Genomic DNA, 14,857 nt, shown 5'->3' with positions numbered 1-14,857 from the left:
GTGGACCCGGTTTCGGGATAACGACAGGCACGAAACAAAAAATTTAAGGCGGCACCCGACAGTTGGAGTCGCAGCGCCGCACTATCTTTTTGTTTGAGCTTCGGATCAATCCGAAAAAGCGCGCTGCGCGCTTCGCTCGGAGGCTCTGCGGTCAGGCGCCGGTAATCAGCTTCCCGGCTTTGGATATCCACGATCCGGCATTTTCGCGCGGCGCCAGCCCATTGCTCTGCAGCAGCTTGTAGGAATCCTTGTACCACGAGCTGTCGGGATAGTTGGTGCCAAGCACCGCGGCGGCCGTCTGGGCCTCCGAGGTCAACCCCATCGCATAATAGCTTTCGGTGAGGCGCGCGAGCGCTTCCTCGACATGGCGGGTATTGGAATAGTTTTCGACCACGGTGCGGAAGCGCTTGACGGCGGCGATGTATTCGCGGCGCTCCAGATAATAGCGTCCGATCTGCATTTCCTTGCCGGCGAGCTGGTCGTTGGCGAAGCGGATCTTTTCCTTGGCGTCGTCTACATATTCCGACGTCGGCCAGCGCGTCACCAGGTCTTGCATGGTCTGCAGGGTCTGGCGTGCTTCCTTCTGGTCCTGCGTCACGTCCTTGATCTGGCGATAGTAGCTGAGACCAATGATGTACTGGGCGTAGGCGGCGTCATCCGTGGAGGGATAAAGGGCCAGGTACCGCTTTGCCGACTGGATCGCGTCGTCGTAGCTGCCCTTTCGATAGTCGGCGAACGCGCCCATCACCATCGATTTGCGCGCCCACTCCGAATAGGGATGCTGGCGATCGACGGCGTCGAACTTCTTGCTCGCCTCGTCCAGGCGTCCCGCATTCATGTTGGCGAGGCCCTGATTGTAGAGAACGTCGGCCGGCTCGGTCTGGTCGACATAGGTCGACAGGTCGATATCTTTCTCCGACGACATGCAGGCCGACAGAAAGAGCGATGGAACAACCACCGAAAGCGCCAGGAAAACAGACCGCTGCGGCGCTTTCGATTGACCGACTCGCTTGAAGAACATGATTGGATTGCGCCCTTTCGGCGTTATTTCAATGCCTCTTGCATGCTGTTGTCCCAAAACTGGTCCCCACTTTTGAGCGACATGCACTAATCGACGGCAGCAGCCATAAACCATTACCGCCTTGCCCGGCAACGCTATGTCCAGCCAATCGCACATTTTTGTGGCGGCGGACCGTGGCATAAAAATCTATGCAATTTCACTGATGGATGATGCATTCTTGCAACACCATACCGCCATGGAATCCGAAAAAGATTAAGAAAATCAGATCATCCAGGGCGCATAGAGAGGCGCGTTGACGGCATTCATCTCGGCGGCCCGGCCACGCTCCCGGCGTGTCGTCTCGACGATCTCGAAGGCCGTGCGGTCCGACAGCAGGCGCCGCAGCGCGGCGGCGTTCAGCCGGTGACCGCCGCGATAGGAGCGGAAACAGCCGATGAAGCGCGCACCGGCCAGCGCCAGGTCGCCCATGGCGTCGAGCGTCTTGTGGCGCACGAATTCGTTGGGATAGCGCAGGCCGCCCATATTGATGACGCGGTTGTCATCACCGATCACCACGGAATTTTCCAGCGAGGATCCCAGCGCATAACCGGCGGCCCACAGCCGCTCGACGTCCTTCATGAAGCCGAAGGTGCGGGCCCGCGCGATGTCGCGGCGGAAAATATCGGCATTGATGTCCGATGCGAAGAGCTGACGGCCGATCGCCGGGCTTTCGAAATCAATCTCGACCTCGAAACGGGTACCGTCATAGGGCCTGAACTCCGCCCAGGAGGCGCCGTTCTCGATGCGGACCGGCTTGACCACCCTGATATAGCGCCGCTTGACGGCCAACACCTCGATGCCGGCCTCGTCGATGGCTTCGACGAACGCCATGGCGCTGCCATCAAGGATTGGAACCTCGTGGCCGTCGATCTCGATGACGACATTGTCGATGCCGAGCCCGAACAGGGCCGCCATGATGTGCTCGACCGTGGCGATGTGCTCGCCAGAGGGATCGCCGAGCATGGTGCAAAGATCGGTGGCGCCGATCTCGGAAAACAGGGCTCGGAATTCGCGGCCCTGTCCATCGCCATTAAGGAGCTGGAACACGATGCCGGTATCGGCATCCGCGGGCAGGAAATTGATGGAAACTTCTTTGCCGCTGTGAACGCCGGTGCCTGTAAGCGACGCGCGCGTCTTCACTGTCGTCTGGTGGTCGTGCAAGACAATCCCCATGAGCCCGTAATGCCTAGGTCCGCTTCTCCAGCCCGAGGGCGCGGCTCTTGTGAAGTCGGCAGGCAGGGCTACTTCCCCCGAAATCCCGGCATACCGACTATGGTAGGCAGCGAAGATAATGTCCCGGCAAGGAGACTCCAAATCACGGTTTCTTACTCTTTGTAACCGCGAACTGGAACATGTACGGCACCATAACCAATTGATTATGCTGTGTTTTAAACGTTAACAGGCAAGCAATTCCTTGCCTGCCTGTTAACAATTGTTACAGTCCGTTAACGGCTCAGTTGGCCTGGCGGCGCAGGAACGCCGGAATCTCCAACTGATCGTCGTCCTGAGTCGCCCTGGTCTGCGGCGTCAGGCGGCCCTGATCGTCCAGCTGACCGCGGCGCGGGGCGTAGAGCTGCGCGTCCTGGCTGGCGAGGCGGCGCACTTCCGGTGCGGCCTGGCGCAGCTTGGGCTCGCGCGGTTGCGCCGGCTGCAGCCGTGCAGGTTCCTCTTCGCGACGGGTCAGGCCATTGGTCAGACGCTTCAGGAGACCCATCGGGCCGCTGTTCTCATGGTCCACCGGACGGCTCTTGGCGTCGACCTCGGCCTTCACGACCGGCGGAAAGTCCTCGACGCGCGGCATGCGCTGCGGCGCCATCGCGACCGGCTGCTGGACCTCACGCAGGATTTCGCGCGGCTGCGGAGCCGGCTGCATCATCTGCTGGACGACCGGCTGCACCATCGGCTGCGGCTGTGCGGGCGGCGCCTGGAAGATCTTGCTCTGCGGGCGGAAATCGTCCGCATGGGCGACCGGAGCCGGACGAGCCTGCGCCATGGCCGCGGCATTCGCTTCGGCCAACTGGATGGCTTCGGCAACCGGATCGGCGGCGCGTGGTTCATACACCGCCTGCTGGACCGGTGCCGGGCGGCTTTCCATCGGGGCGACGGCCGGCCGGGCAGCCGGCTTCGGCGGAGCGGTGCGGATCGAAATCGGCGCGGCGGCGATTTCAGCCGCCGACTTGTCGATACCGGTGGCGACCACCGAGACGCGGATGACGCCTTCGAGTTCCTCGTCGAAAGTGGCGCCCAGGATGATGTTGGCGTCCTGGTCGACTTCCTCGCGGATGCGGGTCGCCGCTTCGTCGACTTCGAACAGGGTCAGGTCGCGGCCGCCGGTGATCGAGATCAGCAGGCCCTTGGCGCCCTTCATCGAGGTCTCGTCGAGCAGCGGGTTGGCGATCGCGGCTTCCGCCGCCGCCATCGCACGGCCCTCGCCCGAAGCCTCGCCGGTGCCCATCATCGCCTTGCCCATCTCGCGCATCACCGAACGCACGTCGGCGAAGTCGAGGTTGATCAGGCCTTCCTTGACCATCAGGTCGGTGATGCAGGCGACACCGGAGTAGAGCACCTGGTCGGCCATCGCGAAGGCGTCGGCAAAGGTGGTCTTGTCATTGGCCAGCCGGAAAAGGTTCTGGTTGGGGATGACGATCAAGGTGTCGACGCATTTCTGCAACTCCTCGATGCCGAAGTCGGCCGTTTTCATGCGGCGCTGGCCTTCGAAGTGGAACGGCTTGGTGACGACGCCGACGGTCAGGATGCCTTTCTCGCGGGCCGCGCGGGCGACAACCGGAGCAGCACCCGTACCGGTGCCGCCGCCCATGCCGGCGGTTACGAAGCACATGTGGGTGTTGGTGAGATGGTCAAGGATCTCGTCGATGCACTCTTCCGCCGCGGCGCGGCCGACTTCCGGCTGCGATCCGGCACCGAGCCCCTCGGTGACATGCGCGCCAAGCTGGATCAGCCGAGAGGCCTTCGACATGGTCAGCGCCTGCGCGTCGGTGTTGGCCACGACGAACTCGACACCGCGCAGTCCGGCGGTGATCATGTTGTTCACGGCATTGCCGCCGCCGCCGCCGACACCGAACACGGTGATGCGCGGCTTGAGCTCGGTGATGTCCGGCTTCTGCAGATTGATGGTCATTGTCTCCGTCCTTTGCCTTTCACGCCGCTTCGCCGCCGCGGCCGCCTATGGGGCTGTCCCCGTCAATTAGAAACTGTCTCTCAACCACTGACTCATGCGATGCAGTTTTCCACCAGTTCCGGTCATCCTGAGACCGGAAATGCCTTTCGCCGGATGGCTCTCGAAGCTCGCCATCTGCGGATAGATCAGAAGCCCGACAGCGGCCGAGAAAGCAGGGCCTTTCGCCGCTTCGGGCAGGCCCGCCACGCCGAGCGGGCGACCGATGCGTACATTGCGCCCCAGGATGCGGCGCGCCGCCTCCGGCAGGCCGGCCAGCTGGCTGGCGCCGCCGGTGAGCACGACGCGCTTGCCGACCGCATTGCCGTAGCCGGACTTGTTCAACCGGTCGCGCAGGAGTTCGAGCGTCTCGTCGATGCGGGCGCGCACGATGCGCGTCATCACCGAACGCGGGATCTGCAGCGGCACGTCGCCATCGTCGCCGATCGGCTGGATCGAGACCAGGTCGCGATCGTCGGCACTGCCCGGCAGCGCCGAGCCGTGCATCACCTTCAGCCGTTCGGCGGCATCGAGCGAGGTCGAAAGTCCCTTGGCCATGTCGAGCGTGACATGGTTGCCGCCGATGGCAATGGCGTCGCCATGAACGAACTTGCCTTCCGAAAACACCGAGATCGTCGTCGTGCCGCCGCCCATGTCGATGCAGGCGGCTCCGAGTTCCAGCTCGTCGTCGACGAGTGCCGCCAGCCCGCTGGCATAGGGCGTCGCCACCATACGCTCGACCGACAGGTGCGAGCGGTTGATGGAGAGCTCCAAATTGCGCATCGGTGCCGCGTCACCGGTCAGCACATGCATGTCGACGCCAAGCGCGTCACCGACCATGCCGCGCGGATCGCGCACGCCGCGTTCGGCATCCAGCGAGAAGCCGACGGGCAGCGAATGGACCACCTCGCGCTCGGCCTTCAGCGCCTGCTTGGCGCCGGCGCCGAGCACGCGCTTGATGTCGGCCTCGTCGGCCTCGTGGCCGCCAAGATTGATGGTGGCCGAGAAGGTTTCGCTCTTCAGCCGTCCGGCGGTCATGTTGACGATCAGCGAATCGACGGTCAGCCCGGCCATGCGCTCGGCGGCGTCGACGGACAGGCGGATAGCATGCTCGGCACGATCGAGATCGACGATGACACCCGACTTCACGCCTTGCGATTTCTGGTGACCGATGCCGATGACCTGGATGCGGTGCGAGCGGCCGCGCAGGAGCTTGCCGTCATCGTTCGGCTTGAGCTTGGCCACCATGCAGCAGACCTTGTTCGAGCCGACATCCAGCACCGTCAGGGTGCCCGACCGGCGCGACGAGGCATCGCCAGAACCGCCAAGCCAGCTCATATCTTCGTCTCCGGCTTGCGCTTGAGGGTCTTTGGTTTTTCGTTGAGCGCGGCTTCGCGCTGCGTCGCCGCCTGTGGCGTCAACTCAACGACCAGCCGGTCCGTCAGGCGCATGTCGACGGCGGCGATGTCGCGCGACAACAGGCCCTTGTCATGGTCCATCTTGACGAGTTCGGCGAGCGCCTGATCCTCATCATCCTCGGGCAACTTGATGGTGATGCCGTTGTCCAGCTTCAGGTCCCAGCGCCGCTCGCCGACGCGGACATAGCCTTTGATGCGGCTGGCAAGGTCGGGATACTGTTCGATCCTGGCCAGGAAATCAGGCGCCTTGGCGGGCGCGCCGGTACCGATCAACAGCGGCAGGAGCACCTGCTTGCCGCCCGAGAACGGCGCGATGACAGCGCCATCCTTTTCGATGACGGAGAGGTCGTTGCCTTGCTGCCAGAGCGCGAAAGCCGCGCGCTCCTCGACGCGCACTTCGAGCGTATGCGGATAGACCTTGCGCACCGCGGCGACCTGGATCCACGGCAAGGTCGCGATGCGCTCCCGCGCGGCCTCGGCATCGAAGCCGATCAGCGACGTCCAACCATCGAGTTCGAGCCTGTCGAGGATGTCGATCTCCGAAGTCTGGCGGTTGCCGACCACCTTGACCTGATCGACGGCAAAGCCGGTGCGGGCGGTGATGCTTTGAATGATGCCGTCGGCATGACCGCCCAGGTAGGCGCCATAGGCCCCGCTCGAAGCCAGCAGCACCGACGACATGATCGCGACGGAGAACCGCGGCGCCTGGAATTCACCATCACCAAGGCGCGTCAGGATGCGCACCGGGCGGCGAAGCACGCGCGGCAGGACGAAATGGTCCAACGACAATGGCAGGCCGAACAGCGACAGCCCGGCCGCGCCCCTCACCTTACCCTGTCCCCATTTCAACGCAGACACGAAGCGTCCTCCACCATCCAACTCAACAGTTCACCAAACGAATGCCCAGCATGGGCGGCAATTTCAGGCACCAGAGACGTCGGCGTCATGCCCGGCTGAGTGTTGACCTCGAGCCATACAACCTCGCCATTTTCGGAGTGACGATCGTCATAACGGAAGTCCGACCGGGAAACGCCCCGACAGCCGACAGCTTGGTGAGCCTTGAGCGCCAGTGTCTGTATTTTTTGGTAAATATTCGGTGAAACTTTTGCGGGGCATTCGTGTTTTGATCCGCCCGCGACATATTTTGAATCATAGTCGTAGAACGAATGGCCCGTCGGGATGATCTCGCAGACGCCAAGCGCCACATCGCCCATGACGGCGCAGGTCAGCTCGCGCCCATGGATGTAGCGCTCAACCATGACGGTATCGCCATATTTCCACTCGGATGACCCGATCACCTGCGGTGGGTGCGACTGCCCCTCCGACACGATGACGACGCCGAAGCTCGACCCTTCGCTGACCGGCTTGACCACGTAGGGCGGCTTCATCGGGTGCTTGTTCTGGATAGAGAAGCGATTGGCGACCTTCGACTCGGCAACGGGAACGCCGACCGATTTGACGATCTTCTTCGCCTGTTCCTTGTTCATGGCAAGCGCCGAGGCGAGCACGCCGGAATGGGTGTAGGGAATGCCGAGATATTCGAGGATGCCCTGGATGGTACCGTCCTCGCCAAAGGGTCCATGCAGCGCATTGAAGACGACGTCGGGCTTGAGTTCGGCAAGCACCGAGCCGACATCGCGCCCGACATCGACACGAGTGACCTGATACCCCTCCTGGTCCAGCGCATCGGCACAGGCCTTTCCGGAAGACAAGGACACGGGCCGCTCGGACGAGAAACCTCCCAGCAATACGGCCACATGCTTGTTTTTCATTCCCCGTCATCCCCTCTCACGGCGGACCAAAATCCAAGATTTCCGCAACATTGAGTCCGAGTCTCCCGGCAGGTTGCCCCCCAGACGGAAAACGCGGGTAACGCGTCGAACGACTCAAATCAGGAAACGCTTTAGGGCAGAGAATCAGAGAGTTGATTCACTGGCAAGTACTTATGATTCCGAGAGATTCACTTTCTGAGAAAATGGATGCGAAAACCGTGTCGCTGAGTCTTTGCAGCAACGATTTCACGGCATTTCGATCCCGTTGAAGTTCACGCATCACGTGAACTTCAAGATGCGCTAAAGGAGCTGCCCGAGGAACTCCTGCACGGCATGCCCGGAGCGGAAATCGCCGATGCGCTTGATCTCCCACTGCAACCGGATGCCGGAATGCTCGAGCACCCGCGCGCGCACCGTCTCGCCGAGATATTCGAGATCGTAGCCGGTCGCGGTGCCGGTGTTGATCATGAAATTGCAATGCATCGGCGACATCTGCGCGCCGCCGATCATCAGGCCGCGGCAGCCCGCCTTGTCGATTTCCTTCCAGGCCGAGGTGCCTTCCGGATTCTTGAAAGTCGAGCCGCCGGTCTTCTCGCGGATCGGCTGCACGGTCTCGCGATGGTTCTGCACCGCATCCATCGCCGTCTTGATCACCGCTTTGTCCTCTGGATAGCCCTCGAAAACCGCCGAGGTGAAGATCACGCCAGCCGGCACCGCCGAATGGCGATAGGAATAGTCCATATCTTCGACCAGGAACGTCGTGATTTCCCCCTTGCGAGTGAGCCCCCGCAACTCGACAACCCGTTCGCGTGTCTCCACGCCGTTGGCACCGGCATTCATGACAAGCGCGCCCCCGATGGCGCCGGGAATGCCGTGGTAGAAATGGAAACCGCCAATGCCTTCTTCCAAGGCAAACGCCGCGAGGCGTTTGTCAGGGGCGGCAGCACCCGCGTTAATTCCGCCAGCTTGTGTTCTTTCAATCTGACCGAAACCCTTCGCGGAAAGCCTGACGACAAAACCCGGGATGCCGCCGTCGCGGACCAGAAGGTTCGAACCGACGCCGACGATCGTCAAGGGGATCTCTTCGGGAACCGCCCTGAGGAACGCCGCAAGGTCCTCCTCGTCCGCCGGCTGGAACAGCGCCTCGGCAAGGCCGCCTGCGCGGAACCAGGTGATCTTGTCCATCTCGGCATTCGGCGTGATACGACCGCGCAGGCCGGCCAGCCGGTCGCCAAGTCTGTCGATCAGGGCCTGGCCGTTCATCATGAGGCGGCAAGCTCCTTCGGCAAGGCATAAGCCCATTGGGTGATATTGCCGGCGCCCAGGAAGACGACGAAGTCGCCTGGCTTGGCGATGTCGCGGATGACAGGCGCGATATCAGCCGGCCCCTCGATGTAGCGGGCATCGCGATGGCCACCGGCGCGGATACGCGACACCAGCGCATCCGAGGTCACGCCGTCGATCGGCTCTTCGCCGGCGGCGTAGACCGGGGCGACCATCACCGTGTCGGCATCATTGAAGCAGGCGGAGAACTCGTTGAACAGATCGTGCAGCCGGGTGAAGCGGTGCGGCTGGGCGATGGCAATGACACGCCCATTGGTGGCGCTGCGCGCCGCCTTCAGTACCGCCGAAATCTCGACCGGGTGGTGGCCGTAGTCGTCGAACACGTCGACACCATTCCAGGAACCGGTATGCGTGAAGCGGCGCTTGACGCCGGCGAAGGACGACAGGCCCTTCTTGATCGCCTCGGCCGACAGGCCGAGTTCGTGCGCGACCGCGATCGCGGCCGTGGCGTTGGACACATTGTGGTGACCAGGCATCGGCAGGCGCAGGCCCGCTATCGTTGTCTGGCCGCGCCCCTTGCGGTCGCGGATGATGACATCGAACTCCGAGGTCGCCCCCGCCATGCGGTGGTTGGTGAAGCGCACATCGGCCTGTGCGTTCTCGCCATAGGTGATGACGCGCCGGTCCTCGATGCGGCCGACCAGCGCCTGCACTTCCGGGTGATCGGTGCACATCACGCCGAAGCCATAGAAAGGCACGTTCTCGACGAACTGGCGGAACGCTTCGCGCACATTGTCGAAATTGCCATAATGATCGAGATGCTCGGGATCGATGTTGGTGACGACCGCGATGTCGGCCGGCAGCTTGAGGAAGGTTCCGTCGCTTTCGTCGGCTTCGACCACCATCCACTCGCCGTCGCCCATGCGCGCGTTGGTGCCATAGGCATTGATGATGCCGCCATTGATGACGGTCGGGTCGAGCCCACCGGCTTCAAGCAGTGTCGCCACCATCGAGGTGGTCGTCGTCTTGCCATGCGTGCCGCCGATGGCGACAGCCTGGCGGAAACGCATCAGCTCGGCCAGCATCTCGGCGCGGCGCACGATCGGCAACAGCTTTTCACGCGCCGCCTTCAGTTCGGGATTCGACTTCTTGATCGCGGTCGAGACGACGATGACCTCGGCGTCACCGAGATTCTCGGCCTTGTGGCCGACGAAGCATTCGATGCCCTTGTCGCGCAGCCGCTGCACATTGGCGCTGTCGGCCTGGTCGGACCCCTGCACCTTGTAGCCGAGATTGTGCAGCACCTCGGCGATGCCGCTCATGCCGATGCCGCCAATGCCGATGAAATGCACGAGGCCAATGGTCTGCGGCATCTTCATGGGTGCGTTCCCTTCCTGAAATCCGATACTGTTTTGCGGGACGCAATAGCCTCTGTGAGGTCGGCGAGCAACCGTGCCGCGTCGGGCCTGCCGACCGACTTGGCTGCTGCAGCCATCGTCGCTAGCCGCTCCGGTTGGTCCATCAGGGCGCCGAGCAGTGCCGCGATACGCTCGGACGAAAGCGACGATTGCACATGCACTTCGCCGCCGCCGGCGGCGGCGAGCGCTGCCGCATTGGCCGCCTGATCGTGGTCGAGCGCGAAGGGATAGGGCACCAGCAGCGCCGGCCGGCCGATAACGGCGATCTCCGAGACAGTCGAGGCGCCGGAACGCGAGATCACCAGATGCGCCGCCGCAATGCGCGCCGCCATGTCGGTAAAAAACGGCGAGACCTCGACGGCGATGCCGAGCGCGGCATAGGCCGCCTTCACCCGCGCCACGTCGTCCGCGCGAGCTTGTTGGGTAATGACAAGGCGTCTGCGCTGTGCATCGGAAAGCAGCGCGACTGCCCCCGGCATCGCATCGGAAAAGAATTGCGCGCCCTGGCTGCCGCCGAACACCAGCAGGCGGAAAGGCTCATCCCCGGTTGAAGCGACGTAAGGTGTCCTGGCTGCTTCGAGCACGGCCGGCCTGACCGGATTGCCGGTCGTCACCGTCTTGGCGCCGGCCGCACTCTCATCCTGCGGCAGGAAGCCGCCGGCTATCGCATCGACACGGCCCGACAGCGCCCGGTTGGCGCGCCCCATCACCGCGTTCTGCTCATGGATCAGCGTCGGAACCTTGCGCCGCGTCGCCGCATAGAGCGGCGGCAAGGTCGGATAGCCGCCAAAGCCCACGACGGCCTCCGGCCTGATCCTGCCGATGATGGCGGAGGCCTGACGCACGCCGCTCCAGATTTTCCAGAAGGCGCCAAGCAGGGTGAAGGGATTTTTCGAGCCTAACGTCGCCGACTGGATCGGGTGGACGGCCGCCGCCGGGAAATGGGCGGCAAACCGCTCGGCCCGGGTGTCGGTCGCCAGATGCACCGCCCAGCCGCGTTCGATCAGTTCGTGCGCCAGCGCTTCGGCTGGAAACAGATGTCCGCCGGTTCCACCCGCCGCGAGAAGGATAACGCCTCTGGCCATGTCACTCCGCCGGCATGGCGCGCTGCGGCAGCGCAAAGCCCATCTGCTTGCGCTTTTCCGGCCGCTTGCGTGTCAGCGCCAGCACCATGCCCATCGAGATGGCGATGGCGATCTGCGAGGAGCCGCCATAGGAGATGAAGGGCAGCGTCATGCCCTTGGCCGGCACCAGTTGCAGGTTGACGCACATGTTGATGACGGCCTGCAGGCCGAACACGGTGACCAGACCGCCGACGGCATAGCGGGTGAAGTCGTCATGCTCCTTGAGCGCCGTGTTGAGACCGCGCAGCACGATGAAAGCGAAGATCGACATGATGAAGAAGCACATGATCAGCCCGAACTCCTCGCCAGCGACCGAGAAGACGAAGTCGGCATGGCTGTCGGGGATGACCCGCTTGACGGTGCCTTCGCCCGGCCCGACGCCGAACCAGCCGCCATTGATCAACGCATCGCGGCCCATGTCGACCTGGAACGTGTCGCCTTCGCCGGTGAGGAACTTGTCGATGCGCAGCGCGACGTGCGGAAACACCGTATAGGCGGCGAAGACGCCGCCGACGCCGGCGGCTCCCAGCACGATGATCCAAAGCCATGGCAGTCCCGCCATGAAGAACATAATGCCCCAGGTGCCGGTGGTCAGCATGGTCTGACCAAGGTCCGGCTGCGCTACCAGCAGCGACACGACCAAGACCAGGAGCAGCATGGCGAACAGATTGCCGGGAATGTCGGGCTGGCGCTTGTGTTCGGCGAACAGCCAGGCGCACATGATGACGAAGGCCGGTTTGAGGAATTCCGAAGGCTGGATCGACAGGCCGGCGAGCGACACCCAGCGGCGCGCGCCCTTCACCTCGACGCCGACATAGAGCACCGCCACCATCAGCACCAGCATGAGGCACAGCATGATCAGCGACATGCGCCGGATCTGCCTGGAATCGAGGAAGGAGACCGCCAGCATCACGCCGAGCGCAGGCACGGTGAAGATGATCTGTCGGGTGGCGAAATGGAAACTGTCGAGGCCGATGCGTTCGGCGACCGCGGGGCTTGCCGCGAAGGACAACACGATGCCGAGCCCCATCAGCGACAGGAACGCCGCCAGGAACCAGCGATCGATGGTCCACCACCAGGTTGCGACCGGACTTTTGTCGAGACGGCTCTGCATTATCGTGCCCCTCCGATGGGTTTGACGCCATCTATAGCGCTCGCAGCTTGCCTGAAGGCTTCGCCGCGGACCTCGAAATTCTTGAACTGGTCGAAACTGGCGCAGGCCGGCGACAACAGCACCACTGCCTCGCCGCTGTCGTCTTTGGCTGCGTCATGCGCGGCATGCTCGACCGCGGCGGCCAGCGTGCCCGAGATCTCGTAAGGCACGGCCTCGCCGAGCGTCGCCGAAAAGGCGGGTGCGGCCTCGCCGATCAGATAGGCCTTGGCGATGCGCGGGAAGAAGCCACGCAGCGGCTCGATGCCACCTTCCTTCGGCAGGCCACCGGCGATCCAGTAGATGCGGCTGAAGCTGGACAGCGCGGGTGCCGCGGCATCGGCATTGGTCGCCTTGGAATCGTTGACGAACAGCACATGGTCCTTGCGGCCAACCTGCTCCATGCGATGGGCGAGACCCGGGAAGCTTTCCAGTCCCGACTGGATCTCGCCGAGGTCGAGCCCAACCTTGAGGCAGGCGGCGACGGCGGCCAGCGCGTTCTGCGCATTGTGCTGGCCGCGCAGCGAGCCGATGCCTTCGAGGAAGGCGACCCGGCTGTAGCGGCCATGCACGGCTTCCATCATGTTGGTGCCGTCGGCGAAATAGCCGTCGGTCAGCGGCAGGCGCTTGGAAATGCGGATGACCTGCCGCCCTGCCCGCTCCAGCCGATCGGCGATCTGTGCGCACCAGGAATCGTCGATGCCGATGATCGCCGTCTCGCTGCCTGCCACCAGCTGCTCCTTGATCGAGGCGTAGTGCTGCATGGTGCCGTGGCGGTCGAGATGGTCGGGCGTCAGATTGAGCAGGATACCGGCCGTCGGATTGATCGAGGGCGCAAGGTCGATCTGGTAGGACGAGCATTCGACCACGTAGTGGCGATCGGGCTTCGGCGGATCGAGCGTCATCACCGCGCGGCCGATATTGCCGCCCATCTGCGTGTCGCGTCCAGAGGCCTTGAGAATATGCGCTGTCAGCGCGGTCGTTGTCGACTTGCCGTTGGTGCCGGTGATGGCGATGAAGGGAGCATCCGGCGAACGCTGCGTCCGCTCCCTGCAGAACAACTCGATATCGCCGATGACCTCGACGCCCGCCCCGCGCGCCAATTCCACGGTCCAGTGCGGCTTGGGATGGGTCAGCGGCACGCCGGGCGACAGCACGAAGGCGGAAAACCCAGACCAGTCGGCGCCACGCAGATCGCCGGTGGCGATACCGGTGGCGGCCGCCTTGGCGACACTGTCGGGATTGTCGTCCCAGGCCAGCACCTCAGCGCCGCCCTCGATCAGCGCGCGCGCCGTGGCGATCCCCGAGCCGCCGAGCCCGAAGAGCGAAACACGCTTGCCTGCGAAGGATGCGGCGGGGATCAAATGGCGGCCTATCTGAGCTTGAGGGTGGAGAGGCCGACCAGCGCCAGGATGACGGCAATGATCCAGAAGCGGATCACCACCTGGCTTTCGGTCCAGCCGAGCTTTTCAAAATGATGATGGATCGGCGCCATCAGGAACACGCGCTTGCCGGTCATCTTGAAGTAGCCGACCTGGATGATGACCGAGAGGATTTCGACCACGAACAGGCCGCCGACGATGACCAGCACGATCTCGTGCTTGGTGGCGACCGCGACCGTGCCGATCAGGCCGCCCATGGCGAGCGACCCGGTGTCGCCCATGAAGATCGCCGCAGGCGGCGCGTTGAACCAGAGGAAGCCGAGGCCGGCGCCGATGACCGCGCCAAGCACGACCGCCAGTTCACCGGTGCCGGGCACGAAATGGATCTGCAAATATTCGGCGAACACCGCGTTGCCCGAGAGATAGGCGATGACGCCGAAGGACGCCGCCGCGATCATGATTGGCACGATCGCCAGACCGTCGAGGCCGTCGGTCAGGTTCACAGCATTGCCGGCGCCGACGATGACGAAGCAGGAGAACGGAACGAAGAACCAGCCGAGATTGATGATGAATTCCTTGGCGAAGGGGAAGGTCAGCGACGACGAGAACGGCGCCTGGCCATTGTGCATGATCGCCCAGGCGGCGATGCCGGCGATAACGAACTCCAACGCAAGCCGCGCCTTGCCGGAGAAGCCGAGATGCGACTGCTTCGTCACCTTCAGATAATCGTCGTAGAAGCCGATCGAGCCGAAGCCGAGTGTCACCAGCAGCACCACCCAGACATAGATGCTCGACAGGTTCGCCCATAAAAGCGACGAGCCGATGATGCCGGACAGGATCATCAGTCCGCCCATGGTCGGCGTGCCCGCCTTCTTGAAATGGGTCTGCGGCCCGTCGGCGCGGATCGGTTGGCCCTTGCCTTGCCTGAGCCGCAGCGAATTGATGATGGTCGGCCCAAAGATGAAGACAATCAGCGCCGAGGTGATCAGCGCGCCGCCGGTGCGGAACGTGATGTAGCGGAAGACATTGAAGACAGATACCTTGTCCGCGAAATCGACCAGCAGTGTGAACATG

12 protein-coding genes are annotated in these 14,857 nt (G+C 63.3%); all 12 read right to left on the bottom strand.

Annotated elements, in window-relative coordinates; all coding sequences use genetic code 11:
• Nucleotides 1-151: 151 nt before the first annotated feature.
• The 12 genes from O7B34_RS09190 to mraY all read right to left on the bottom strand — a co-directional run bounded on the left by O7B34_RS09190 (nt 152) and on the right by mraY (nt 14,856).
• Entirely contained in the window at nt 152-1,021 is an 870-nt protein-coding gene (locus O7B34_RS09190; RefSeq protein ID WP_027141655.1) for an outer membrane protein assembly factor BamD, read from the bottom strand.
• Between the two features lie 261 nt (nt 1,022-1,282).
• Entirely contained in the window at nt 1,283-2,233 is a 951-nt protein-coding gene (gene lpxC, locus O7B34_RS09185) for a UDP-3-O-acyl-N-acetylglucosamine deacetylase (RefSeq protein WP_337145739.1), read from the bottom strand.
• Between the two features lie 280 nt (nt 2,234-2,513).
• The gene (gene ftsZ / locus O7B34_RS09180; protein ID WP_337145738.1) at nt 2,514-4,199 is read right to left on the bottom strand and encodes a cell division protein FtsZ; all 1,686 of its coding nucleotides are present in this window, start codon (nt 4,197-4,199) and stop codon (nt 2,514-2,516) included.
• 66 nt (nt 4,200-4,265) lie between these two features.
• Nucleotides 4,266-5,573, bottom strand: coding sequence for a cell division protein FtsA (gene ftsA / locus O7B34_RS09175; RefSeq protein WP_337142813.1), 1,308 nt, complete (start codon nt 5,571-5,573; stop codon nt 4,266-4,268).
• Nucleotides 5,570-6,511, bottom strand: coding sequence for a cell division protein FtsQ/DivIB (locus tag O7B34_RS09170; RefSeq protein ID WP_337145737.1), 942 nt, complete (start codon nt 6,509-6,511; stop codon nt 5,570-5,572). The genes ftsA and O7B34_RS09170 overlap by 4 nt, the downstream gene beginning before the upstream one ends.
• Entirely contained in the window at nt 6,499-7,425 is a 927-nt protein-coding gene (locus tag O7B34_RS09165; RefSeq protein WP_337145736.1) for a D-alanine--D-alanine ligase, read from the bottom strand. Before O7B34_RS09165 ends, O7B34_RS09170 begins: the two co-directional genes overlap by 13 nt.
• A 300-nt stretch (nt 7,426-7,725) precedes the next feature.
• Nucleotides 7,726-8,691: a UDP-N-acetylmuramate dehydrogenase gene (gene murB, locus O7B34_RS09160; protein WP_337145735.1), complete on the bottom strand. Its 966-nt coding sequence runs from the start codon at nt 8,689-8,691 to the stop codon at nt 7,726-7,728.
• A complete protein-coding gene (gene murC, locus O7B34_RS09155; protein WP_027141649.1) occupies nt 8,688-10,088 on the bottom strand; it encodes a UDP-N-acetylmuramate--L-alanine ligase in 1,401 nt (466 codons plus the stop codon). Before murC ends, murB begins: the two co-directional genes overlap by 4 nt.
• Nucleotides 10,085-11,212 carry an undecaprenyldiphospho-muramoylpentapeptide beta-N-acetylglucosaminyltransferase gene (murG, locus tag O7B34_RS09150; RefSeq protein ID WP_337145734.1) on the bottom strand — a complete coding sequence of 376 codons (1,128 nt, stop codon included), beginning with the start codon at nt 11,210-11,212 and terminating at the stop codon, nt 10,085-10,087. The genes murC and murG overlap by 4 nt, the downstream gene beginning before the upstream one ends.
• Before the next feature lies 1 nt (nt 11,213).
• Nucleotides 11,214-12,365, bottom strand: a complete 1,152-nt coding sequence (gene ftsW / locus O7B34_RS09145) for a putative lipid II flippase FtsW (protein ID WP_027051103.1) — start codon at nt 12,363-12,365, stop codon at nt 11,214-11,216.
• Nucleotides 12,365-13,765, bottom strand: coding sequence for a UDP-N-acetylmuramoyl-L-alanine--D-glutamate ligase (gene murD, locus O7B34_RS09140; RefSeq protein ID WP_337145733.1), 1,401 nt, complete (start codon nt 13,763-13,765; stop codon nt 12,365-12,367). Before murD ends, ftsW begins: the two co-directional genes overlap by 1 nt.
• Before the next feature lie 8 nt (nt 13,766-13,773).
• Nucleotides 13,774-14,856: a phospho-N-acetylmuramoyl-pentapeptide-transferase gene (gene mraY / locus O7B34_RS09135; protein WP_140615627.1), complete on the bottom strand. Its 1,083-nt coding sequence runs from the start codon at nt 14,854-14,856 to the stop codon at nt 13,774-13,776.
• Between the last annotated feature and the right edge of the window lies 1 nt (nt 14,857).

The sequence above is a fragment of the Mesorhizobium sp. Cs1299R1N3 genome (assembly GCF_037179625.1).
GTDB classification, from domain to species: Bacteria; Pseudomonadota; Alphaproteobacteria; order Rhizobiales; family Rhizobiaceae; genus Mesorhizobium; species Mesorhizobium salmacidum.
Note: the sequence above shows the minus strand (reverse complement) of the source record. Positions and strands in the feature narration are given on the sequence as shown.